Origin of the sequence: Pseudarthrobacter sp. S6 (genome assembly GCF_050156575.1) — a bacterium.
Taxonomy (GTDB): domain Bacteria; phylum Actinomycetota; class Actinomycetes; order Actinomycetales; family Micrococcaceae; genus Arthrobacter.
Genome location: NZ_CP189581.1, coordinates 1,787,106 through 1,811,071, shown reverse-complemented (window position 1 = coordinate 1,811,071; position 23,966 = coordinate 1,787,106). Strand labels below are relative to the sequence as shown.

The window sequence follows — 23,966 nt, the reverse complement described above, 5'->3', positions numbered from 1 at the left end:
GCTCAAGCTTCTCCTTCGCCGTTTGGGGCCTCTTCGTTCAACGCGTGCAGCAGGGCATCGTGGAGGTCGCTGTAAACAGCTTCATGCTCCGATACGGGCAACTTTTCGACGCCGCCCAGTGCGGCCACAAGGGCCGCAATGGACGGATCGGTGGTTGCCGGTGCAGCTGCGTCCGGCCATTCCGGCATTGGCTGGGCTGCTTCCGGATGATGCGCTTCGTTCAGCTCAGTCATCGGGCCAGTCTAATGATCGCGCCACTCGAGTTTAGGCTCGGTGGGCCGCGCGGCGTCAGGAACCGCAGTCCACCAGGCGGCGCAAGCGGCCCGCCACGAATCCAGGTCGCTCTCGCTGCCGCTGATCTGGACCGTGTCACCGCTGACCCGCGCGGCGGACGCCCCGCAGCGGTGTGTGCCGTCAGTCTGGTGCACGGCCGGGTAGGGACGGTGGAGGTCGCTGAGGGAATTGATGATGTAGTCCGGACGCTCGGCCGTACGTGCGGCCAGGATGCTGGCCGTGGTGTCGACGCCGGTCAGCACCGCCACCGTGGCAAACCCGGCGTTGTTGCCACCGAGAATGTCCGTGTCCAGGCGGTCCCCCACCACCAGCGGGCGGTCAGCCGCGAGCCGTTTGGCGGCGGCGTGGAACAGCGGAGCCTCCGGCTTGCCGGCAACCCTCGGAGTCAGTCCGGTAGCGGCAGCCACGGCTGCCACCAGCGTGCCGTTTCCCGGGGCCATGCCGCGAGCCTGCGGAATGGACATATCGGTGTTGGTAGCGATCCACAGGGCTCCGGCCGACACGACGAACGATGCCTCGGCCAGATCCTTCCAGCCGATCCCGGGATTGAATCCCTGGACCACGGCGACCGGATTCTCATCCTGGCTGTAGACAGGAGTGAGTCCCACCAGCTCGATTTCCTGTGCCAGAGCGGGGCTGCCGGTGATCAGCACCCGAGCGCCGGGGGCGAAGAGCGATGCCAGGAGTTCTGCCGCGGCTTGCGAGGAACTGACCACCTGCTCGTCGTCGGCGGGCGCACCCAGTTCGCGGAGATGCGCCGCCACCTGCGCCGGAGTGCGGGAAGCATTGTTGGTGACATAGCCGAGGCCAATGCCCAAACCTTCCAGTTGCCGTAGCGAGTCCACGGCGCCGGGGATGGCGTGCTGTCCGGTGTAGACCACACCGTCCAGGTCCGCCAAAAGGGCGTCGAACAGGGAAATCAGTGGAACTTCAGTCATAGCTGCTAGTTGTCCCGTCCATCAGAGTGGGCATCGCTGCCGTTGGTGCTGTCGTCTGCGTCGGTGGGCTCGGCGTCACGCTCTTCTTCATCTTGCTTGGCGTCACCGGCTTCCAGCTCGTCTGCTTCGACGGAATCCTCGTCAGACTCGGCGTCATCGGACTCGAAGAAATCCGATTCCACGTCGTCGATGGCTACATCAACACCGGCGGTCTCAACGACAGTCTTGTCCGAGGCTACCTGGGAGCGGGCAGCAGGCGTGGACGCGCTGGTCTCGGGACTTGCGGCAGCGCGCTCCAACAGGCGCCGGTGCTGTGCTTCCTCGCGGGCTTCCTCTTCCTCGTCCCAGCCCAGGTCCACGATGTCCGGTTCCTCATCGGCACCAATACCCAAGGCATTTTCAGCCACGACGGCCTGCCTCTGCCATTTTGCTGCCTCATCTTCGCGGCCGACGGCGGCCAGGGCGTTTGCGTAGGCCCGGAAGAGCCTTGGGCTGTAGGAGAACGCACGGTTGATGTCCAACTGGGCAATTTCAAGTTCCGCCACGGCAGCCTCCAACTGGCCAAGGTCAGACCGTGCCCCGGCGGCAACGATGGCCAGCTCGACTTTGCCGGGCGCGTCCAGATCGTTGGCTTCCTCGGACCGCACTACGTCGAGGGCGCGGTCAGGCCGGCCCAGTCCGCGTTCGCAGTCTGCCATCACGGGCAGATGGACGTTCGAACCACTGATGCGGCGGTAGGTCCGGAATTCGCGCAGTGCTTCGCCGTAGTGTCCTGCCGCGTAAGCGGTCAGGCCGACGGCTTCACGGACGGCAGCCAGGCGGCCACCACGCCGGCTCGCGGCGAGGGCGTGCTGGAAGGCCAGTTCGGGCTCTTCGTCGATCAGGCGTCCGGCCATTACCAGGTGTCGGGCCACCCACTCAGCGCTCTTGTCCTCAAGGGTCTTGATCTGGTGCTGGGTAGCGCGGTCGAGCTCCTTGCCTGTGACATCCTCATCGATTTCCGGCGAACGCTCGCGGTCCGGGCGGTTGGCGCTGCGAAGATCGCGCGCGTTGGGTACACGGGCCGGGCGGTCTTCGGCACGTTCCCCGCCGAACTGGCGGGGGCCGGAGTCTCCACGGTCGAAGCTGCGTGGGGCACGGTCCTGGCGGTCGCCGAACGGCTTGCGGTTGTCGCTGCCGGAGAATCCACGACGCTCACCGTCACCCTCACGACGGGGTCGATCACCGAAGGACTTGTTGTCGCGGTCGCCGTAAGGTTTACGGTCGCCGCCACCACCGAACGGTTTACGGTCGCCGCCACCACCGAACGGTTTACGGTCGCCGCCACCACCGAACGGCTTACGCTCACCACCGCCGAAGGTACGACGCTCACCGTCACCCTCACGGCGGGGACGGTCACCGAAGGACTTGTTGTCGCGGTCGCCGTAAGGTTTACGGTCGCCGCCACCACCGAACGGCTTACGCTCACCACCGCCGAAGGTACGACGCTCACCGTCACCCTCACGGCGGGGACGGTCACCGAAGGACTTGTTGTCGCGGTCGCCGTAAGGTTTACGGTCGCCGCCACCACCGAACGGCTTACGGTCGCCGCCACCGCTGAACGGCTTGCGCTCACCACCACCGCTGAACGGCTTGCGCTCACCACCACCGCTAAAGGGCTTGCGCTCACCGGAACCAGGCGCACGCTTCGGAGACTCGGAATTGCGGTCTTCCCGGGAACGAAATCCACGCGGATCGCCGCCGGAATTGTTGTTGCCGCGGAAAGGACCGCGGTCGTTACCGCCGCGGTTGCCGCCGTTGTGCTCAGCCATGGGGATTCCTCCTGTTATGAGCCGACCACTGGCGCAATCGCAGCCGCTCGTTCCGTGTTTCGTTATCCTACGCAACCCGAAATCAAGCGCTTCGAAGTCCGTACATCTCAGTCAATTCTAGGCGAGAGCCCACCGACAGATGACATGGATCCGTCTCCAGGCCGCCGTCGTGGGAATGTTCACACTCCCAGCGGCCGCCCGCACAGTTTCTGCGGCGTTCCCTGGACGGGATTGTGGTCTTGGGTGGGTGGGTTTTGTGGGTTGGGTGGTTAACGTGGGAGAACCCCCCAACCTGGTGGTTGGGGGGTTCTCGACCTGTAATGATGTTCCGGCGGTGACCTACTCTCCCACACCCTCCCGGGTGCAGTACCATCGGCGCTGTGGGTCTTAGCTTCCGGGTTCGGAATGGGACCGGGCGTTTCCCCCACGCTATGACCGCCGTAACCCTTTTACCCGTCACACCCCGAGGGGGTGTGTGGGAAATCAGTGGTTACAACATGCTTTGCTGCAACTTTTGGTTGCAGGTGTGGTGTTGTTATTATGTTGTGTTTTTTGTTCCCTGCAACGAACCCGTGTCGGGTTTGTTGTTTGGGAACCACATAGTGGACGCAAGCAGTCTTGTTATCTTTTTACCACCCGTTGTTGCAAACCTCTTTTGAATAGGTTTACGGGGTGGTGTGTGGTGTAAGTTATCGGCCTATTAGTACCGGTCAGCTTCACGAGTCGTTAGTCCTCGCTTCCACATCCGGCCTATCAACCCAGTGGTCTGGCTGGGGGCCTCTCACACACAAGGTGTATGGAAATCTCATCTCGAAGCGAGCTTCCCGCTTAGATGCTTTCAGCGGTTATCCCATCCGAACGTAGCTAATCAGCGGTGCACTTGGCAGTACAACTGACACACCAGAGGTTCGTCCGTCCCGGTCCTCTCGTACTAAGGACAGCCCTTCTCAAATTTCCTGCGCGCGCAGCGGATAGGGACCGAACTGTCTCACGACGTTCTAAACCCAGCTCGCGTACCGCTTTAATGGGCGAACAGCCCAACCCTTGGGACCTACTCCAGCCCCAGGATGCGACGAGCCGACATCGAGGTGCCAAACCATGCCGTCGATATGGACTCTTGGGCAAGATCAGCCTGTTATCCCCGAGGTACCTTTTATCCGTTGAGCGACGGCCATTCCACAATGTACCGCCGGATCACTAGTCCCGACTTTCGTCCCTGCTCGAGATGTCTCTCTCACAGTCAAGCTCCCTTGTGCACTTACACTCGACACCTGATTGCCAACCAGGCTGAGGGAACCTTTGGGCGCCTCCGTTACTTTTTAGGAGGCAACCGCCCCAGTTAAACTACCCATCAGGCACTGTCCCTGACCCGGATTACGGGCCGAAGTTAGATGTCCAAAGTGACCAGAGTGGTATTTCAACGATGACTCCACCCGAACTGGCGTCCGGGCTTCAACGTCTCCCACCTATCCTACACAAGCCACTCCGAACACCAATACCAAACTATAGTAAAGGTCTCGGGGTCTTTCCGTCCTGCTGCGCGTAACGAGCATCTTTACTCGTACTGCAATTTCGCCGAGTTTATGGTTGAGACAGCGGGGAAGTCGTTACTCCATTCGTGCAGGTCGGAACTTACCCGACAAGGAATTTCGCTACCTTAGGATGGTTATAGTTACCACCGCCGTTTACTGGGGCTTGAATTCTCAGCTTCGCCGTGAGGCTAACCGGTCCTCTTAACCTTCCAGCACCGGGCAGGAGTCAGTCCGTATACATCGTCTTGCGACTTCGCACGGACCTGTGTTTTTAGTAAACAGTCGCTTCCCCCTGGTCTCTGCGGCCCCGATCCCCTCCCACCAGCATGTGGTGTTCAAGGTTGGGGCCCCCTTCTCCCGAAGTTACGGGGGCATTTTGCCGAGTTCCTTAACCATAATTCTCTCGATCGCCTTAGTATTCTCTACCTGATCACCTGTGTCGGTTTGGGGTACGGGCGGCTAAAACCTCGCGTCGATGCTTTTCTCGGCAGCATAGGATCACCAAATCCCCCCGTGAGGGGGTCCCATCAGATCTCAGGCATCATGAACAGCGGATTTGCCTACCGTTCGCCCTACATCCTTAGACCGGGACAACCATCGCCCGGCTTGGCTACCTTCCTGCGTCACACCTGTTAATACGCTTGCCTCCCAGGATCAGGTCCCGCGCTCCACCAAAACCCACATCACCCCAAAAGGGTGGGCGGGCAGGTATCGGGCGGTTAGTATCCCCTGTTCAACATGGACGGTTTTTCGCCGGTACGGGAATATCAACCCGTTGTCCATCGACTACGCCTGTCGGCCTCGCCTTAGGTCCCGACTTACCCAGGGCAGATTAGCTTGACCCTGGAACCCTTGATCATTCGGCGGACGGGTTTCTCACCCGTCTTTCGCTACTCATGCCTGCATTCTCACTCGTGTAGGCTCCACCGCTGGTTTACACCGCGACTTCACTGCCCACACGACGCTCCCCTACCACTCCAGACGCCTGAACCAACCCACAAGGGCGGCTTAGCTAATATCTGAAATCCACAACTTCGGCGGTGTACTTGAGCCCCGCTACATTGTCGGCGCGGAATCACTTGACCAGTGAGCTATTACGCACTCTTTTAAGGATGGCTGCTTCTAAGCCAACCTCCTGGTTGTCTTCGCAACTCCACATCCTTTCCCACTTAGCACACGCTTAGGGGCCTTAGTTGGTGGTCTGGGCTGTTTCCCTCTCGACTATGAAGCTTATCCCCCACAGTCTCACTGCTGCGCTCTCACTTACCGGCATTCGGAGTTTGGCTGACGTCAGTAACCTTGTAGGGCCCATTAGCCATCCAGTAGCTCTACCTCCAGCAAGAAACACGCAACGCTGCACCTAAATGCATTTCGGGGAGAACCAGCTATCACGAAGTTTGATTGGCCTTTCACCCCTACCCACAGCTCATCCCCTCCATTTTCAACTGAAGTGGGTTCGGTCCTCCACGACGTCTTACCGTCGCTTCAACCTGGCCATGGGTAGATCACTTCGCTTCGGGTCTAGATCACGCCACTGCAACGCCCTATTCAGACTCGCTTTCGCTACGGCTTCCCCACACGGGTTAACCTCGCGACGTAACACTAACTCGCAGGCTCATTCTTCAAAAGGCACGCCGTCACACCCATACAGACAAACTGCAGATGCTCCGACGGATTGTAAGCACACGGTTTCAGGTACTGTTTCACTCCCCTCCCGGGGTACTTTTCACCTTTCCCTCACGGTACTGGTCCGCTATCGGTCATTAGGGAGTATTTAGGCTTATCAGGTGGTCCTGACAGATTCACACGGGATTTCTCGGGCCCCGTGCTACTTGGGATACTCTCCAGGCGGCACAAAACATTTCGGTTACGGGGCTCACACCCTCTCTGGCCGGCCTTTCAAGACCGTTCACCTATGCCTGCACATCACACCTCACCAGTCCGGCAGAACTGATACGGAAAGTCCCACAACCCCGCCCATGCAACGCCCGCCGGCTATCACACATGGAACGGTTTAGCCTGATCCGCGTTCGCTCGCCACTACTAACGGAATCACTATTGTTTTCTCTTCCTGCGGGTACTGAGATGTTTCACTTCCCCGCGTTCCCTCCACACACCCTATGTGTTCAGATGCGGGTCACCAGGCAGATCGCTCCCCTGGCGGGGTTTCCCCATTCGGAGACCCTGGGATCAAAGTCCGGTTATCGACTCCCCCAGGCTTATCGCAGATTCCTACGTCCTTCTTCGGCTCCTAATGCCAAGGCATCCACCGTGTGCTCTTAAAAACTTGACCACAAAAGATCAAAACGCTAATTTTCGAGAGAACCACGAAAACCACCCGGACACCACCACCACAACCCCAAAAGGCCACAGCAACAGACGCCCGGACAGATCCAGGTTCATATATTCTTGGAAATTGCTTCTTATAAAAGATGCTCGCGTCCACTATGTAGTTCTCAAACAACAACCCCAAACCACACACCCCACACACAACCCCAAAAGGTCAACCGTGCGATCGATGCAGCCAGGAAACCAGAAACAAACAAACCCGACAAAACACACCACAACCCAAAAGGCCGCAGCACATCCCACCGGCCCTGTTGCCTCAGGACCCAACAGTGTGCCAAACACTAAACCACCCACCCCCAACCCACACCGTTCCAGGACACCCTCAAGAGGACATCCGTACTAGGCAAGGAAAGAAACAAGCAGCCGCTATCCGTTGATATTCCACCCCAGAGCACCCGCCGCAGAACAATCGTCTGCGCAACGGGCATATACTCCTGACAACCCCACCACACGGACAGTACATCCGGCGCGGTGGCTGTAGGTGCTCCTTAGAAAGGAGGTGATCCAGCCGCACCTTCCGGTACGGCTACCTTGTTACGACTTAGTCCCAATCGCCAGTCCCACCTTCGACAGCTCCCTCCCACAAGGGGTTAGGCCACCGGCTTCGGGTGTTACCAACTTTCGTGACTTGACGGGCGGTGTGTACAAGGCCCGGGAACGTATTCACCGCAGCGTTGCTGATCTGCGATTACTAGCGACTCCGACTTCATGGGGTCGAGTTGCAGACCCCAATCCGAACTGAGACCGGCTTTTTGGGATTAGCTCCACCTCACAGTATCGCAACCCTTTGTACCGGCCATTGTAGCATGCGTGAAGCCCAAGACATAAGGGGCATGATGATTTGACGTCGTCCCCACCTTCCTCCGAGTTGACCCCGGCAGTCTCCTATGAGTCCCCGCCATAACGCGCTGGCAACATAGAACGAGGGTTGCGCTCGTTGCGGGACTTAACCCAACATCTCACGACACGAGCTGACGACAACCATGCACCACCTGTAAACCGACCGCAAGCGGGGCACCTGTTTCCAGGTATTACCGGTTCATGTCAAGCCTTGGTAAGGTTCTTCGCGTTGCATCGAATTAATCCGCATGCTCCGCCGCTTGTGCGGGCCCCCGTCAATTCCTTTGAGTTTTAGCCTTGCGGCCGTACTCCCCAGGGCGGGGCACTTAATGCGTTAGCTACGGCGCGGAAAACGTGGAATGTCCCCCACACCTAGTGCCCAACGTTTACGGCATGGACTACCAGGGTATCTAATCCTGTTCGCTCCCCATGCTTTCGCTCCTCAGCGTCAGTTAATGCCCAGAGACCTGCCTTCGCCATCGGTGTTCCTCCTGATATCTGCGCATTTCACCGCTACACCAGGAATTCCAGTCTCCCCTACATCACTCTAGTCTGCCCGTACCCACCGCAGATCCGGAGTTGAGCCCCGGACTTTCACGGCAGACGCGACAAACCGCCTACGAGCTCTTTACGCCCAATAATTCCGGATAACGCTTGCGCCCTACGTATTACCGCGGCTGCTGGCACGTAGTTAGCCGGCGCTTCTTCTGCAGGTACCGTCACTTTCGCTTCTTCCCTACTGAAAGAGGTTTACAACCCGAAGGCCGTCATCCCTCACGCGGCGTCGCTGCATCAGGCTTTCGCCCATTGTGCAATATTCCCCACTGCTGCCTCCCGTAGGAGTCTGGGCCGTGTCTCAGTCCCAGTGTGGCCGGTCACCCTCTCAGGCCGGCTACCCGTCGTCGCCTTGGTGAGCCATTACCTCACCAACAAGCTGATAGGCCGCGAGTCCATCCAAAACCACAATAAAGCTTTCCACCCCCCACCATGCGATGAGGAGTCATATCCGGTATTAGACCCAGTTTCCCAGGCTTATCCCAGAGTTAAAGGCAGGTTACTCACGTGTTACTCACCCGTTCGCCACTAATCCCCCCACAAGTGAGGTTCATCGTTCGACTTGCATGTGTTAAACACGCCGCCAGCGTTCATCCTGAGCCAGGATCAAACTCTCCGTTGAAGTAAAACAAAAACGAACACAACCAACACCCCCGGAAATAACGGAAGAAGAAAGCTGCAAAATTTGAAACCAGCTGTAAAAACCAAACCCAATCCACGGGGTGGACAGGCCTGGCCAAAACAACCAATCAATAAAACAATTGGTATCAACAAACTTGGCACACTATTGAGTTCTCAAACAACAGACACATTCGAATAATTCTCGAAACAATTCATATTGAATGAATTCTCTTGTTTCGCTTTTCTTCGCTGCGATGTTTATAGCTTATTTCATTCTTATTCACTTTGCAAATCCGGGTTATGTTCCCGATATTCACTCTGTGGAACGAATCCGCCCATCAAAAAGTGAAGCTTTTCATCATTATCGTGCTTTGCACACAATGAATCGCTTCTTTTGTGAAGGGGGTTTGTCGCCACTCAGTGGCGGCGACTCAGAAAACAATACACGCTCCCCCGCGGCCTTGCAAATCGGCTGCGGAGGAGCGCGAATATCGTTTTGGAAGGCTAGGGAACCAGGACTTCGACAGTCGCGAGATTCTTCTTGCCGCGGCGCAGGAGCAAGTACTGGCCATGCAGCAGCTCCGACTCGGAGATGACAGCTTCCGGGTCGGACACCTTCTCGTTGTTTACGTAGGCGCCGCCTTCACCGACAGTCCGCCGGGCCGCGGATTTGCTCTCCGACAGGCCAGATGCCACAAGCAGGTCAATGATCCCGAGGCCATCCACCTGGATGCGTGCGGACGGAAGCTCCGATGTGGCTGCTTCCAGCGTTGGCCGATCCAGGGCGGTCAGGTCACCGTTGCCAAAGAGGGCAGCGGACGCCGCGATGACTTTCTCCGTTGCCTCCACACCATGCACCAGGGAGGTCACTTCGAACGCCAGCTTCCGCTGGCCTTCCCGTGCAAAGGGACGTTCTGCCACAGCCGCTGCCAACCCTTCGATCTCTGCGCGGCTCAGGAAGGTGAAGACCTTGAGCCGGTCCACGACGTCAGAGTCGGCGGTGTTCAGCCAGAACTGGTAGAAGGCGTACGGGCTGCACATGCCGGCGTCGAGCCAGATGGCGTTGCCTTCGCTCTTGCCGAACTTCGTGCCGTCCGAGTTGGTGATCAGCGGCGTGCCCAGGGCGTGCACACTCTTACCCTCAACTTTGCGGATGAGTTCGGTGCCGCTGGTGAGGTTGCCCCACTGGTCCGAGCCGCCGGTCTGCAGCATGCAGCCGTAGTCGCGGAACAGCTGGAGGTAGTCCATGCCCTGCAGGATCTGGTAGCTGAATTCCGTGTAGCTGATGCCCTCGTCCGAGCTGAGCCGGGAAGCGACAGCATCCTTGCGCAGCATGGTGCCGACCCGGTAGTGCTTGCCGATCTCGCGCAGAAAGTCGATGGCGCTCAGCGGTGCGGTCCAGTCGAGGTTGTTGACCATGCGGGCGGCGCTGGGGCCATCGAAGCTGAGGAATCGGCGAACCTGGGCCTGCAGGTAGCCCACCCATTCGTTAACGGTGTCCTTGGTGTTCAGTGTGCGTTCTGCGGTGGGCCGCGGATCGCCGATCAGTCCCGTGGATCCGCCCACCAGGCCCAGCGGCTTGTGCCCGGCCAGCTGCAGCCGGCGCATCACGAGGAGCTGGACCAGGTTGCCCAGGTGCAGGCTCGGCGCGGTGGGATCGAATCCGCAGTAATAGGTAATCGGATCACCGGCGAGGAGCTTTTCCAGTTCCTCTTCATCGGTGGAGACGTGGACCAGGCCGCGCCACTTCAGTTCCTGCCAGACATTGGCGAAGGTGGGGTCGTTCTGCTGGGATTCGAAATCGTTGAGTTCTGACACGACTTCTAAGTTAGCAGGATCGACGACGCCCGGCGCCGAAATGAACGGCGCCGGGCGTCAAGGGGTAAAGCGAACCGGCTCAGCCTTCGATGCCGGCCGGAATACCTTCCGCGGCGATCAGCCGGAGCCGCTGCGTGGGCCGGGTCATGGCGACATACAGATCGCCCACGCGGCCGTGCTCGTGGTTGAGCATGACGGAGGGCTCGAGGACCACAACGCCGTCGAACTCCAGGCCCTTGGCCTCGCGCGGGCTGATGACCACGATGTCCTGCTCGTAGCTGCCTGCCCCATTGCCGATCCGCCGGCCATATACAGCACGGAGGGCTGACGTTGCCGCGGGCAGAAGGTCGCCGTCGGCAATCACGGCCAGGAGGCCGCCGTCGAGCGCTGCCAGTTCCTCGGGGAGCACCTCCACCAAACGGCTCACCACGTGTCCGTGGTCCACCTTGTCGATGACCGGGGCCCAGCGCCCCTCGCGGACGGCCTTCGGCGCGGAAACCACCAGTCCGGCAGCGTTGGCCATACGGGCGGCGGCCTCGGCGATCTGGGACGGCGTCCGGTAGTTGACTGTCAGCTCCTCCAACTGCCAGCGGTCACCGAACATCGGCGCCAGGGCCCCCTGCCACGAGTTGGCACCGGCAACAGAACTGGTCTGCGCAATATCGCCCACGATGGTGAAGGACTTCAGCGGGCAACGGCGGACCAGCAGGCGCCATTGCATCGGCGAAAGTTCCTGCGCCTCATCCACCACGATGTGGCCGAAGGCCCACGTGCGGTCGCTGGTGGCGCGCTCGGCTGCCGTCTGGCGGTTCTCGCGCTCCTGGTTCTGGTCGGCGAGTTCCTCGGCGGTGATGAGGACGTCGACACCCATGTCCCCCATGTTCACAAGCGTCTGCTTGGCGTTGGCAAGGTCACGGGCCCGGTCGTGCTCCTGCTGTGCAAGTCCACGGCCGGCTGCCGGGTCCAAGTCGCCAAGGAGCTCGGCGGCTTCATCCAGCAGCGGGACATCAGCCTCGGTCCAGGGAGCATCCGCGGGGCGCAGCAGCAGTGACTGCTCCTTAAGGGACAGGTGCGGTGTGCAGGCCGCCAGTACTGCGGGCTTGCTCAGCAGCTCGGTGATCAGCTTCTCCGGAGTCACGGGCATCCAGCAGAGGTTCAGGACGATCCGGACGTCGCGGGCCGTGCGGACATCTTCCGCCAAGTACGAGCGGTCGGCGTTGTTGCCGATGCTTCCGGCTTCCACGAGATCGGTCATCTGGTCGGTCAGTTCGCGGAGCAGAATTTTGATGAACGTCAGGCGTGCCTCGTTGTGCGGCTTGCCGGTGGACCGCGCACGTTCACGCGCACGGCTCACCTGCCGCCGCGTCAGCACCAGTTTGCGGCCGTCGACGTCAAGGACACGGTCTTCGGTAGGGATCCGCTGCCGGTTCGCCACCGCATTGGCGACAACCTTCACCATGTCCAGCCGCCCCTTGATGGCCGCGACCTCGGCCTCGGGTTCAGCAACCGCCTTGATCCCCGGCATCAGGCGGCCCACGCTGGCCATGACCACGCCGGTCTCACCGAGCGAGGGAAGAACACGCTCGATGTACTTCATAAACGACGACGACGGGCCCACCAGGAGCACGCCGGCAGTCTTCAACCGTTCCCGGTGCGTGTAGAGCAGGTACGCGGCCCGGTGCAGCGCCACAGCAGTCTTGCCGGTACCGGGACCACCCTGCACCACGAGGGCGCCGGACATGGAAGACCGGATAATGCGGTCCTGCTCCGACTGGATGGTGCCGACGATGTCGGACATCCGGCCGGTGCGCTTGGAATCCAGAGCCGCCAGCAATGCGCCTTCGCCCTGCAGCGAGGCATCGTCCGCGAGCATATCCGCATCAAGGACGTCGTCCTCGATGGCCTTGACTTCCCGGCCTTGCAGAATCAGGTGCCGCCGGCGGCGGACGCCCTGCCGGTCAAACGCCGTTGCCTGATAAAAGTGGCCGGCCTCGGGCGCGCGCCAGTCCACCATGAGCCGCTGGAGGTCATCGGTGGTCAGTCCGATGCGCCCAATGTACTGGGCCTCACCGGAATCCAGGTCAAGGCGGCCGAAGACCAAGCGGTCATCGACGGCGTCGAGCTGGGCGAGGCGGTCCTCGTAGAGCGCGGCGAAGGCGTCGCGTTCGGAGACATTCTGCATGGTGCCCACGGCACCGGCCCGGCGGACCTGTGCCAACTGCAGGCGCTTTTCCGCGCGGAGCTCTTCCAGCCGCGAGTACAGGCCGGCAACATAGTTCCGTTCGTGGGCCAAATCGGCGTCGAGCATTAAACGTTCCCCTATCGCAAAAGACAGACCGTCCATTCTACAACCATTTCGGTTAACGCGCCCGCCGGTCCCCTGCCCCGGAAGTCGTCCGCTGTTCATTTTCCGGCGGACGGCCACACGTGCGGGACGGATTATGCCCGGCGCACCTTAGCCGCCTTGTAGCGGGACACGGTGGGATTGCCTGGCAGCCAGAAGCGCCACGGATACTCTGCGGAACCGCCGTCGCCGGAGACGCCTACCCTCGGCCCGGAACTAAACACGGTAGCCGGCGCCGAAGGCAGCCGGAGCTCGAAGGGGTCAGCAAGGGCATCCCGGCCGCTATCTGCCGCGGTCAGGGCCAGCGTGGTGGCCAGCCGGGCCGGGCCGCTCGCCAGGTCAAGGGCCGATTTCGACGTCGGACGCCGCACCAGTGCGAGGTGTTGCCCCTCCACCACCTCGCCCGCCCGCAGCAGGACCGCTGATGCGGCTCCCGCCGGACCGCAGACGATGTTGGCGCAGTAGTGCATGCCATACGTGAAATAGACGTAGAGGTGGCCGGCCGGGCCGAACATGGGCGCGTTGCGAGCCGTGGGGCCGCGGAATGTGTGGGAGCCCGGATCAGGATGCGACGAGTCGCCGGGACCCATGTATGCCTCCACCTCGGTGATCCGCACAGCCACGGTCCCCTCGTGGCTGTGGTGTGTCAGTACGGATCCCAGCAACTGCGGAGCCACCCCGCGGGCGTCGCCCGACAGCAGTTCACGGAGCTGCTCTGGAGCCATGGGGCTGCTGCTGACGGTCATGGTCCGACTCTACCGAACGCCACGGCCGTGTCCGATTTCCGCTAGCAGACCCGGTTGCTGGCTGGCAGGATGGAGGTCATGGACTTCTGGCAGCGCTACCGCGCGATTGACGCGCGGGACACCCGGTTCGACGGGCAGTTCTACACCGCTGTCCGGACCACCGGCATCTACTGCCGTCCGTCCTGTCCCGCCCGGACCCCGAAAGCGGTGAACGTCACCTTCTACGAGACCTCTGCCGCAGCGCACGACGCCGGCTACCGTGCGTGCAAGCGCTGCCTCCCTGAGGCGGTGCCCGGCACTTCTGCGTGGAACATCCGGCAGGACCTTGCGGGCCGCGCGATGCGCCTGATCAACGACGGTGTGATCAACCGGGACGGGGTGGGGGGCCTCGCCGCCAGGCTGGGATATTCCTCCCGCCAGCTCAACCGCATCCTCACCCACGAGCTCGGCGCCGGCCCGCTTTCCCTTGCCCGGGCAAGTCGCGCCCAGACCGCCCGCACGCTGTTGGTGTCCACGGCGATGAAGCTTGCGGACATCGCATTCGCATCCGGCTTCAGCAGCGTCCGCCAGTTCAACGACACCATGGTGGAGGTCTTCGCCATGACTCCCACCGCCGTGCGCGCGACCGCCAGACACCACCGCTCCCCTGCGGCCGCAACCTCGCTGACATTGAGCCTGCCGTACCGCGAACCGTTCGACCCCGGCATCTTTTCCTTCCTCGCCGTCAGGGCGATCCCCGGGATCGAGGCGGGGACACCGACGTCGTACGCCCGTACTTTGCAGCTTCCGCATGGTGGTGCCCGTTTCAGTGTGACGTACGACGGCGGCGCGCCCGGGCGGCCACTGACCCTCACCATCGGCGCGGTGGACCTCCGGGACCTGCCCGTCCTGCTGAGCAGGGTGCGCCGGCTCTTCGATCTTGACGCCGACCCGGTAGCCATCGACAGTGCCCTGTCGCAGGAACCCCGCCTGGCCGCATCGGTAGCCGACGCCCCGGGCATCAGGATGCCCGGGGCTGTGGATCCGCAGGAGCTGCTCATCCGGGCGATGATCGGGCAGCAAATCACAGTGGCCGCGGCCCGGACCGCACTGACGCAGCTGGCCGCCGCAGGCAGTCTCAGCCTGGTTCCCGGCGAGGGACTCGAGCGGCTGTTTCCGACCTCGGCCGAGATAGCCGAGGCCGGCTACTCGCTGCTGCGCGGGCCGCAACGCCGGATTGACGCCATCCGTTCAGCCGCCTCGGCCCTCGCCGGCGGCCACCTGGATTTTGGCTACGGGGACGATCTGCCCGGACTCGGCGCTAAGCTGCTTCCCCTTCCCGGTGTGGGGCCGTGGACCGTCGGCTACGTGGCAATGCGGGTACTCGGCGCGCCGGACGTGTTCCTGGCCAACGACGCCGCCGTGCGAAATGGCATCAAGGCGCTCGCCCCAGCACACAGCCAGGACCGCCATGGTACTGACCTGCCCGGCGTCGCGGCCAGCCCGGACTTCCGCGAGGTCAGCCCGTGGCGGTCCTACGCCACCATGCACCTGTGGCGCGCCGCCGCGGTGCCCAAATCCACCCAACGTGTACCAGCGGTTCCAGAGAAAGCGATGCTATGAAAGCCGAGCTGTTAGTGATATCTACGCCGGACGGTCCGTTCACCATCCTGGCCCAGGACGGCGTCGTCCTCGCGTCGGGCTGGACCGCCGGGCCGGACGAGCTGATGGGCCAGATCCACCCCGAGCTGCGTCCCGGAGACGTTGAGGCGGTAACGGATCTGGGCAGCATCTCCCGGGCCGTGGAAGCGTTCTATGCCGGCGACCCCGCACCGGCCATGGCCGTTCCGGTGCGGCAGAAGTCGGGGCCCTTCCGGTCGAACGCCTGGGATGTGCTGAGGACCGTCCGCGCCGGCTCACCGGTGACGTACACCGAGTACGCTGAACTTGCCGGAAATCCGAAAGCGGTCCGGGCCGCGGCCAGCGCCTGTGCCTTCAACGCGGCGGCCTTGTTTGTGCCGTGCCACCGCGTCATCCGCACCGACGGTTCCCTGGGTGGTTTCCGCTGGGGCCTGGCCATCAAGGAGAGCCTGCTGGCCCGCGAGGCCAAGGAAAGCCTGCTCGCCCGGGAGGCCGGTTAGGGGGCTACCGCGCTGTGGGTGTCCCGGCTGGCCATGGCAGCAGTTCCGGGAGATCCACGCCGTCCGCGGCGGCTGAGGCACGCAGGCTGCCGAGCGATGGTTCACGGCCGGCCAGCCAGGCGGCAATGTCCGTGATCATCCCGCTGATGACGGTGGACCGGCCGCTGCCAAGGGTCACGGGCGGCAGCCCGAGCGGCTGCAGCACCAGCTTCTCCCCTGCCGGCACGCGGGCAGCCAGGAAGTCGAAGAGGTGCTCACAGAATTTCCGGCTCCACGTCTCGGGGCCGAGACCAGCATCCAGGTCGGCCGTGTGGATCACCAGTTCCCGCCAGAGCGCCAGGCCACCGTCGAAGACCACTCCGCCACGGTAGGTAATGGGTACCTGCCAGCCGGAGCCGGCTTCCAGCGAGTCAAAAGCCGTCCGTGCCCGGTCCAGGCCTGCTTGTACGTCGGCCCGGTGGGCATCCGCGTTGTGGCCTGCGGCCATCTCGATGGCCTTCGTACGCCCGTCCTGGCCTCCGTCATACAGCTCAACGGTGGCACCGCGGGCAGCATATTCCAGCTGCCGTGCCATGGCGTTGGAGATGCCGGCAAGGTGCGCCAGGACGTGCCCGCGGGTCCATCCGGGCAGTCCTGCCGGTGCCTTGATGTCCTCATCGATGAACTTCGCGGCGGTGGAGGCCACGGCGTCGGCGGCCTTATGCAGTTCGGCGAGCAGGTCAGCCGGTGCGGGAGCTGTCATGGCGCCCATCCTAGCTGAGCGGGATACCGTCCGGTCCGCAGCGGTGCCGAATGTGCCGGCGGTCGTGGCGGGCCTGCCAGAACTCCAGTTCCGTCGGCCTGACGGCGTAGAGCTGCCAGTCCGGATTGTCGCTGCCATCGGCGGCCGGACGCGCCTGCCAGTCGTCCGCCGACGCTTCGGCGGACAGCTCAACCACCGGGCCGGCAACCCGGACCTGCCGGCCCTGCTGCGGCCAGTAGAAGTTCAGGGCCGCGCTCGGGTTGACGGACAGCTCCCTGCCCTTCCGGGAGGTACGGGACGTGGCGAAGTGCCAGCCGTCGTCGTCGATGTTCTTCAGGATCAGCATCCTGGCAGAGGGCCGGCCGTTTCCGTCCGCCGTGGCCAGGCTGCAGGCATGGGGCTGCAGCACCCCGGCGGCGAGGGCTTCGTCCAGCCATAGCTTGAACAGCGCTACCGGGTCTGCCGGGGCTGTGGCGGGCTCGAAGTCCGGCAGGTTTTTGGGGAAGTCCGGCAGGGCACGCAGGTTGCTGCGGAAGGTGTCACTCATGGCGTAATGGTAGCGGGGAGGCCTCGGCCGTCAACGCACAACGCCCTCCCATTTCCTTGCGGAAAGTGAGAGAGCGTCGGCCAAAATGATGCATTAACTGAGAGGGCGTCTGACTGTCAGGCTGCGTACCCGCGCACCCCGGCAAGCTCGCCTTCGAGGGCAAGCAGCTGGCGTTCGACGGCGGCCGGTGCGGTGCCGCCCTGGGAGTTGCGGCTCTTGAGCGACCCCTCGGTGGACAGGACGGTGCGGACCTCCGGAGTCAGGTGCTCCGAGATGGCAAGGTACTCCCCATCCGTCAGGTCCCACAGCTCCACGTCGCGGCTTTCGGCCTGCTTCACGGCCGCCCCGGAGAGCTCGTGTGCCTCGCGGAACGGAACGCCCTGGCGGACCAGCCACTCGGCAATGTCCGTGGCCAAAGCGAAGCCCTGCGGTGCCAGCGACTCCATCCGTTCAGTGTTGAACTTCAGCGTCGCGATCATGCCCGAGACGGCCGGGAGCAACAGCTCCAGGGTATCGGCGGCGTCGAAGACCGGTTCCTTGTCTTCCTGTAGATCGCGGTTGTACGCGAGCGGCAGGCCCTTGAGCGTGGCCAGCAGCCCGGTCAGGTTGCCGATCAGGCGCCCTGCCTTGCCGCGGGCCAGCTCAGCGACGTCCGGGTTTTTCTTCTGCGGCATGATCGAGGAACCGGTGGAGTAGGAATCGTGCAGGGTCACAAAGGAGAACTCCTTGGTGGCCCACAGGATGACTTCCTCCGAGACGCGGGACAGGTCCACGCCAATCATGGCCGTAACCCACGCAAACTCGGCGAAGACATCGCGCGATGCGGTGCCGTCAATGGAGTTGTGCGTGGCGGAGAAGAAGCCCAGGTCCGCCGCGACGGCCTCCGGATCGAGGCCCAGCGACGAGCCTGCGAGGGCACCGGAACCGTAAGGCGAAACCCCTGCGCGCTTGTCCCAGTCCTGGAGCCGCTGCACATCGCGCAGCAGCGCCCAGGCATGGGCCAGCAGGTGGTGGCTGAGCAGGATGGGCTGGGCGTGCTGCAGGTGCGTCCGGCCGGGCATGGCCACACCCTGGTGCGCCTTGGCCTGGTCCACCAGAGCCTCGATGGTTGCCAGCACGCCGCGCGCGATGATCCGGGCGTGGTCACGCAGGAACATGCGGCCCAGCGTGGCCACCTGGTCGTTGCGGGACCGGCCGGCGCGGAGCTTGCCGCCCAACTGGGTGCCGGCGCGCTCGATCAGGCCGCGTTCCAGCGACCCGTGCACGTCCTCATCGGATTCCGCCGGCAAGTACGCGCCGGAGGCGACATCGTCATCCAGCCGGCCCAGGGCGTCCAGCATGCCGTCGAGCTCGGCGTCGTCCAGCAGCCCGGCCTTGTGCAGCACGCGGGCGTGCGCCTTCGAGCCGGCGATGTCATAGCGGGCCAGCCGCCAGTCAAAGTGCGTGGACTTGCTCAGCGCCGCGAGTGCATCCGCGGGGCCGCCGGCGAACCGGCCGCCCCACAGTGCGCCGGTGTTGGTCGCGTCGGATTTCGGGGTTTCGACAGGCTCAACCACCGATATTTACTTTCCTGCGACGCGGATATCGCGGCCGGAGGCAACCTTGGCGGACATGCCCCACAGCTCGATGAAGCCGCGCGCCATGGACTGGTCGAACGTGTCGCCGGTGTCATAGGTGGCGAGGTCGAAGTCGTAGAGCGAGGTCTCGGAGCGGCGGCCGTTGACGATCGCCTGTCCACCGTGCAGCACCATGCGGATGTCGCCGGTGACGTACTGCTGGGTGTCTTCGATGAACGCGTCCAGGGAGCGCTTGAGCGGTGAGAACCACTGGCCGTCGTAGACCAGTTCGGCCCAGCGCTGGCCAACAGTGGCCTTGAAGCGGGCCTGCTCGCGCTCGACGGTGATGTCCTCGAGGTGCTTGTGCGCGGTGATCAGCGCCATGGCACCGGGGGCCTCGTAGATTTCGCGGGACTTGATGCCCACGAGGCGGTCCTCGACGACGTCGATCCGGCCTACACCCTGCGCTCCTGCACGGCGGTTAAGTTCCTTGATGGCCTGCAGCGGGGTGACCCGGACGCCGTCGATCGCTACCGGCACCCCGGCTTCGAAGGAAATGGTGACCTCATCCGGAGCGGGCGGGAACTCCGGCGTCGCGGTGTAGTCGTAGATGTCCTTGGTGGGCGCGTTCCAGATGTCCTCGAGGTAGCCGGTTTCGACGGCGCGTCCCCAGACGTTCTGGTCGATCGAGTACGGGTTCTTCTTGGTGGTTTCGATCGGTAGCCCCTTTTCCTCGGCGAAGGCGATGGCCTTGTCGCGGGTGAGGGCGAGGTCGCGGACGGGGGCGATGCACTTCAGGTCCGGGCCGAGGGTCTGGATGCCCACCTCGAAGCGGACCTGGTCGTTACCCTTGCCGGTGCAGCCATGGGCCACGGTGGTGGCGCCGAACTCGCGGGCGGCCTTGACCAGGTGCTTGACGATGACCGGCCGGGAGATGGCCGAAACCAGCGGGTAGTGACCCTGGTAGAGGGCGTTGGCCTTCAAAGTGGGCATGCAGTATTCGTTGGCGAACTCGTCGGACGCGTCGGCCACGTAAGCCTCGACCGCGCCGCAGCCCAGTGCACGCTGGCGGATGGTCTCCAGCGACTCGCCGCCCTGTCCGACGTCGACCGCCACGGCGATGACCTCGGCACCGGTGGCTTCACCGATCCAGCCGATGGCTACGGAAGTATCGAGGCCACCGGAGTAGGCCAGAACAATGCGCTCAGTCACGAGAATGCTCCTAATTGGGGTTGTAGATATTATCAGGGGAAATTTTTCAGGGAAAAACGTTCCGGGGACAGCCTGTCACACCGGGAAGGTGTTCTGGCGGGGTGGGATTACTGGCTGCCGCCGGCTTCCTCGGCGAGCTGCAGGAACCGGACCGCGAGGTCCTGCCCGCCCTGCGGATCACGGGAAACCAGCAGCACGGTGTCGTCACCGGCAATGGTCCCCAAAATGGATGGCATCACCGAGTGGTCAATGGCCAGTGCCAGGAAGTTGGCCGCACCGGGCGGGGTCCGGAGCACGGCGATGTTGGCCGAGGCTTCCGCCGTGACGAGAAGTTCGCTGCACAGCCGGGCAAGCCGGGCATCCAAGATCTCCTGGCTGACCCCGCTCTTGGCCGCACGTTCGCCGCCCTCGCCGGGGACGGCGTAAACCAGCACGCCTTCCTTGCCGCGGACCCGGACGGCGCCGAGTTCCACGAGGTCCCGGGACAGCGTGGCCTGGGTGACCTGGACGCCGTCGTCCGCCAGCAAAGCGGCCAGCTCCGCCTGGGAGCGCACCGATTCACCCGTAAGGATCGCGGTGATGCGCGCCTGGCGGGCCGTTTTGGTGGCCGGGCTGGAGCCCGGCGATGCCAGCGGGACGGACACTAGTTGCCAACCTCCACGGGGGCCAAGCCTTCGACGACGGCGAGCCCCGACCGGTGCATCAGCCAGGCCATCAGGGCCTTCTGCGCGTGGAGCCGGTTCTCGGCTTCGTCCCAGACGATCGACTGCGGGCCGTCGATGACGCCCGCCGAAATCTCGTAGCCGCGGTACGCGGGCAGGCAGTGAAGCACGACGGCGTCCTCCGCCGCGTGTGCCATGGCCGCCTCATCCACGGAGTACTCCCGGAACAGCTGCAGCCGGGCTTCCTTTTCGGCTTCCTGGCCCATGGAGACCCAGGTGTCCGTGGCCACAACGTCCGCATCCTTGAGGGCAAGGACGGCGTCGGTGGTGACCAGGACGGAACCGCCGGTCTGGGCAGCGCGCTCCTCCGCCGCGGCAACGATCTCCGCTGCCGGGAGGTAGCCTTCCGGGCCGGCGATGCGGACGTGCATCCCGGCGGTGACTCCGGCCAGCAGGTAGGAGTTGGCCATATTGTTGGCGGCATCGCCGAGGTAGCTCATGGTGAGGCCCTTGAGCTCGCCCTTGTGTTCCTTGACTGCGAGCAGATCCGCCAGGAGCTGGCACGGGTGGTAGTCGTCGCACAAGGCGTTGATGACGGGCACGTTGGAGTTCTCCGCCATGGCCACCAGGCCCGAGTGCGCGCCGGTGCGCCACACAATGGTGGAGACCATACGCTCCAGGACCTTGGCGGTGTCCTCGACAGACTCCTTGTGGCCGATCTGGGCCTCGCCGGGGTTGATGATCAGGGCGTTGCCGCCCATGTCCGCGATGCCCGTGGCAAAAGAAACCCGGGTACGGGTTGAGGTCTTGTCGAAGATGACGGCCACGGTCTTGCGGCCGTTGCCCTCCGCGGCGAACGGCTGCACGCTGTAGGGCGCGGCCTTCATCCGGACGGCCAAGTCCAGGACCTCGGCCTGTTCGGCGGGGCTGAGGTCCGTGTCCTTCAGGAAGTGGCGGGTGGTGCTGGCCGTGCCGGCGGAAGAAACTACGGGGGTCACTGCGCGTCCTTAGCTGTCTGGAGGATTGCCGGGAGGGCGGCGAGGAAGGTTCCTGCCTGGTCCTTGGTGAGGACCAGCGGCGGGGCAAGCCGGATGGTGCGGGGCCCGGGGCTGTTGACGATGAAGCCGGCGTCAAGGCCTGCGGTCACCACGGCGGGGGCCACCTCGGCGTCCAGGTCGAAGCCGATGAGCAGACCAACGCCCCGGACTTCGGTGACACCGTCAATGGCGGCGAGTCCGGTGCGGAGGTAATCCCCCACGGCAGCAACATTTTCCAGTACCCGCTGGCTTTCGATCGCGTGCAGCGTGGCCAGCGCGGCCGCTGTGGCCACCGGGTTGCCGCCGAAGGTGGTCCCGTGCTGGCCAGCAGTCAGCAGCGACGACGTCTGCTCACCGAACGTGAGCAGTGCGCCGATGGGGAAGCCGCCGCCGAGGCCCTTTGCCAGGGTGATGGCGTCCGGAACAATCCCGTCGTCCTCCGTCGCGAGCCATTTGCCGGTCCGGCCGATTCCGGTCTGGACCTCGTCCAGGATCAGCAGGGCGCCGGCCTTTGTGGTCGCTTCGCGGGCTGCCTTCAGGTAGCCCGGAGGCAGTGGCCGCACTCCGGCTTCGCCCTGGATGGGCTCCAGGAAGACCGCGGCCACGGTTTCGTCGACGGCTGCTTCCAGGGCGTCAATGTCACCGAACGGGATGTGGACCACGCCGCCGGGCAACGGCTCAAACGGTGCGCGGTAGGCTTCCTTGGCGGTCAGGGCCAGGGCACCCATGGTGCGTCCATGGAAGGCGCCTTCGAGGGCGATGATCTTGGTGCGGGGCGCGCCGTGGGGACCCGTGCCATTGCGCCGTGCCAGCTTAAAGGCGGCTTCGTTGGCTTCGGTGCCGGAGTTTGTGAAGAACACCTTGGAGCCCGCCGGGGCATGCGTCAGTGCCAGCAGCTTTTCGGCCAGTGCGATCTGGGTGGGGCTGGTGAAGAAGTTGGAGACATGGCCAAGGGTTGCCAGCTGGCTCGAAATCACGGACGTGACAAACGGGTGGGCGTGGCCCAGGGCGTTGACGGCAATACCGCCGAGCAGGTCCAGGTATTCCTTGCCGTCGGCGTCCCAGACCAGGCAGCCGGCACCGCGGACCAGAACCCGCTGCGGGGTACCAAAGACGCCCATCAGGGACGTGGAATAGCGCGTGAGCCACTCAGCGCCAGTGCTGTGGGAAACGAGGGTGGTCGCCGTGGCCTCCGCAGCGATGGGGGTCCCGCCCGTCCCCCCATCGCTGCTGCGGCCTTCAGCGGAATGGTTCAGTTCAGTGCTTGTCACTATGCGTTCACTTCCTCATCGGGGACGACCTGCGTGCCGATGCCCGCCGTCGTGAATGTTTCCAGGAGCATCGAGTGCGGCAGGCGGCCGTCCACGATGTGCGCGCGTTCCACTCCGCCGTCAATCGCCTTGAGGCATGCCTCCATCTTCGGGATCATGCCTGATTCAAGTGACGGCAGGAGCAGGCGCAGCTCCGATGCCGTGAGGGAGGAGATGAGGGATGACCGGTCCGGCCAGTTGGCGTACAGTCCCTCGACGTCAGTGAGGATCACCAGTTTGGACGCCCCCAGGGCTTCGGCCAGGGCCGCCGCGGCGGTGTCGGCGTTGACGTTCAGGACCTGGCCCGTGGTCTGGACCTCTCCGGCCGCCGTTTCGACGCCGTCGGACTCTATTTCCGGCGCCACCGTGGAGATGACCGGGATGCGGCCGGCGGCCAGGATGTCCAGGATGCCCTCCGGGTTGACGCCGACGACTTCGCCTACCAGGCCCAGGTCAACTTCCTCGCCGTCAATGACAGTCCCGGTCCGGACGGCGCGGAGCAGGCCACCGTCCTCGCCGGACATTCCCACGGCGTAGGGGCCGTGGGAGTTGATCAGGCCTACCAGTTCGCGGCCTACCTGGCCGGTGAGGACCATCCGGACCACGTCCATGGCTTCGGGAGTGGTGACACGGAGGCCGCCTTTGAACTCGGACTCGATACCCAGCCGCGCCAGCATGGAATTGATCTGCGGACCGCCTCCGTGGACCACCACGGGGTGGATGCCCACATGGTGCAGGAAGACCACGTCTTCGGCGAAAGCACGGCGCAGTTCGTCATTAACCATGGCGTTGCCGCCGTATTTGATCACCATGGTGGAGCCGGCGAACCGCTGGATCCAAGGCAGCGCCTCAATCAGCGTGCCGGCCTTGCTCTGGGCATCACTCATGGACGTGGTTTCACGGGTCTGGGTGTTCATGCGTGCAGTATCTCC

16 protein-coding genes and 3 rRNA genes are annotated in these 23,966 nt (G+C 63.5%); 2 read left to right on the top strand and 17 right to left on the bottom strand.

The genetic code is table 11. The features are described 5' to 3' along the window. Positions 1-2: 2 nt before the first annotated feature. The 9 genes from ACQCS0_RS08785 to ACQCS0_RS08745 form a co-directional block, all read right to left on the bottom strand. Positions 3-233, bottom strand: a complete 231-nt coding sequence (locus ACQCS0_RS08785) for a hypothetical protein (protein ID WP_354154409.1) — start codon at positions 231-233, stop codon at positions 3-5. A 9-nt stretch (positions 234-242) separates the two neighbouring features. Next, positions 243-1,232 carry an HAD-IIA family hydrolase gene (locus ACQCS0_RS08780; RefSeq protein ID WP_354154410.1) on the bottom strand — a complete coding sequence of 330 codons (990 nt, stop codon included), beginning with the start codon at positions 1,230-1,232 and terminating at the stop codon, positions 243-245. Between the two features lie 5 nt (positions 1,233-1,237). After that, positions 1,238-3,043, bottom strand: coding sequence for a hypothetical protein (locus tag ACQCS0_RS08775; RefSeq protein ID WP_426940186.1), 1,806 nt, complete (start codon positions 3,041-3,043; stop codon positions 1,238-1,240). Positions 3,044-3,369: 326 nt separating this feature from the next. Then, a 5S ribosomal RNA gene (gene rrf / locus ACQCS0_RS08770) occupies positions 3,370-3,486 on the bottom strand. A gap of 236 nt (positions 3,487-3,722) precedes the next feature. Further along, positions 3,723-6,868, bottom strand: a 23S ribosomal RNA gene (locus ACQCS0_RS08765). Between the two features lie 548 nt (positions 6,869-7,416). Beyond that, a 16S ribosomal RNA gene (locus ACQCS0_RS08760) occupies positions 7,417-8,941 on the bottom strand. The 16S, 23S and 5S rRNA genes sit together here, the layout of an rRNA operon. A 503-nt stretch (positions 8,942-9,444) precedes the next feature. Further along, positions 9,445-10,758 carry a tyrosine--tRNA ligase gene (gene tyrS / locus ACQCS0_RS08755; protein WP_354156098.1) on the bottom strand — a complete coding sequence of 438 codons (1,314 nt, stop codon included), beginning with the start codon at positions 10,756-10,758 and terminating at the stop codon, positions 9,445-9,447. Between the two features lie 79 nt (positions 10,759-10,837). Then, positions 10,838-13,066, bottom strand: coding sequence for an AAA family ATPase (locus tag ACQCS0_RS08750; RefSeq protein ID WP_354156099.1), 2,229 nt, complete (start codon positions 13,064-13,066; stop codon positions 10,838-10,840). A gap of 131 nt (positions 13,067-13,197) precedes the next feature. Continuing rightward, positions 13,198-13,848 carry a DNA-3-methyladenine glycosylase gene (locus ACQCS0_RS08745; protein ID WP_354156100.1) on the bottom strand — a complete coding sequence of 217 codons (651 nt, stop codon included), beginning with the start codon at positions 13,846-13,848 and terminating at the stop codon, positions 13,198-13,200. Positions 13,849-13,926: 78 nt separating this feature from the next. On the opposite strand from ACQCS0_RS08745, the gene ACQCS0_RS08740 reads away from it, so the two are divergent. Beyond that, positions 13,927-15,450 (top strand): AlkA N-terminal domain-containing protein, encoded by a 1,524-nt coding sequence (locus ACQCS0_RS08740; protein ID WP_354156101.1) that lies wholly within the window; start codon positions 13,927-13,929, stop codon positions 15,448-15,450. Then, the gene (locus ACQCS0_RS08735) at positions 15,447-15,968 is read left to right on the top strand and encodes a methylated-DNA--[protein]-cysteine S-methyltransferase (RefSeq protein WP_354156102.1); all 522 of its coding nucleotides are present in this window, start codon (positions 15,447-15,449) and stop codon (positions 15,966-15,968) included. The genes ACQCS0_RS08740 and ACQCS0_RS08735 overlap by 4 nt, the downstream gene beginning before the upstream one ends. A 4-nt stretch (positions 15,969-15,972) precedes the next feature. Here ACQCS0_RS08735 and ACQCS0_RS08730 read toward each other — a convergent pair whose 3' ends face one another. From ACQCS0_RS08730 to argB, 8 genes are all read right to left on the bottom strand, one after another. Next, positions 15,973-16,710, bottom strand: a complete 738-nt coding sequence (locus ACQCS0_RS08730; protein WP_354156103.1) for a maleylpyruvate isomerase family mycothiol-dependent enzyme — start codon at positions 16,708-16,710, stop codon at positions 15,973-15,975. Positions 16,711-16,720: 10 nt separating this feature from the next. Then, positions 16,721-17,257, bottom strand: coding sequence for a pyridoxamine 5'-phosphate oxidase family protein (locus ACQCS0_RS08725; protein ID WP_354156104.1), 537 nt, complete (start codon positions 17,255-17,257; stop codon positions 16,721-16,723). A gap of 116 nt (positions 17,258-17,373) precedes the next feature. Then, positions 17,374-18,813: an argininosuccinate lyase gene (gene argH, locus ACQCS0_RS08720; RefSeq protein WP_354156105.1), complete on the bottom strand. Its 1,440-nt coding sequence runs from the start codon at positions 18,811-18,813 to the stop codon at positions 17,374-17,376. 6 nt (positions 18,814-18,819) lie between these two features. After that, the gene (locus ACQCS0_RS08715; RefSeq protein ID WP_354156106.1) at positions 18,820-20,025 is read right to left on the bottom strand and encodes an argininosuccinate synthase; all 1,206 of its coding nucleotides are present in this window, start codon (positions 20,023-20,025) and stop codon (positions 18,820-18,822) included. A gap of 107 nt (positions 20,026-20,132) precedes the next feature. Then, a complete protein-coding gene (locus ACQCS0_RS08710; RefSeq protein WP_354156107.1) occupies positions 20,133-20,669 on the bottom strand; it encodes an arginine repressor in 537 nt (178 codons plus the stop codon). Further along, on the bottom strand, positions 20,669-21,685 hold the full coding sequence (gene argF, locus ACQCS0_RS08705) for an ornithine carbamoyltransferase (RefSeq protein WP_354156108.1): 1,017 nt from the start codon (positions 21,683-21,685) through the stop codon (positions 20,669-20,671). Before argF ends, ACQCS0_RS08710 begins: the two co-directional genes overlap by 1 nt. Continuing rightward, positions 21,682-22,926 (bottom strand): acetylornithine transaminase, encoded by a 1,245-nt coding sequence (locus ACQCS0_RS08700; protein WP_354156146.1) that lies wholly within the window; start codon positions 22,924-22,926, stop codon positions 21,682-21,684. Before ACQCS0_RS08700 ends, argF begins: the two co-directional genes overlap by 4 nt. A gap of 68 nt (positions 22,927-22,994) precedes the next feature. Continuing rightward, positions 22,995-23,951 carry an acetylglutamate kinase gene (argB, locus tag ACQCS0_RS08695; RefSeq protein WP_354156109.1) on the bottom strand — a complete coding sequence of 319 codons (957 nt, stop codon included), beginning with the start codon at positions 23,949-23,951 and terminating at the stop codon, positions 22,995-22,997. Between the last annotated feature and the right edge of the window lie 15 nt (positions 23,952-23,966).

Bases quoted from the DNA above. Each gene is read 5' to 3' on its own strand.
- ACQCS0_RS08785 (WP_354154409.1), bottom strand. From the start codon at position 233: ATGACTGAGCTGAACGAAGCGCATCATCCGGAAGCAGCCCAGCCAATG.
- ACQCS0_RS08780 (WP_354154410.1), bottom strand. From the start codon at position 1,232: ATGACTGAAGTTCCACTGATTTCCCTGTTCGACGCCCTTTTGGCGGAC.
- ACQCS0_RS08775 (WP_426940186.1), bottom strand. From the start codon at position 3,043: ATGGCTGAGCACAACGGCGGCAACCGCGGCGGTAACGACCGCGGTCCT.
- ACQCS0_RS08750 (WP_354156099.1), bottom strand. From the start codon at position 13,066: ATGCTCGACGCCGATTTGGCCCACGAACGGAACTATGTTGCCGGCCTG.
- ACQCS0_RS08745 (WP_354156100.1), bottom strand. From the start codon at position 13,848: ATGACCGTCAGCAGCAGCCCCATGGCTCCAGAGCAGCTCCGTGAACTG.
- ACQCS0_RS08740 (WP_354156101.1), top strand. From the start codon at position 13,927: ATGGACTTCTGGCAGCGCTACCGCGCGATTGACGCGCGGGACACCCGG.
- ACQCS0_RS08735 (WP_354156102.1), top strand. From the start codon at position 15,447: ATGAAAGCCGAGCTGTTAGTGATATCTACGCCGGACGGTCCGTTCACC.
- ACQCS0_RS08730 (WP_354156103.1), bottom strand. From the start codon at position 16,710: ATGACAGCTCCCGCACCGGCTGACCTGCTCGCCGAACTGCATAAGGCC.
- ACQCS0_RS08725 (WP_354156104.1), bottom strand. From the start codon at position 17,257: ATGAGTGACACCTTCCGCAGCAACCTGCGTGCCCTGCCGGACTTCCCC.
- argB (WP_354156109.1), bottom strand. From the start codon at position 23,951: ATGAACACCCAGACCCGTGAAACCACGTCCATGAGTGATGCCCAGAGC.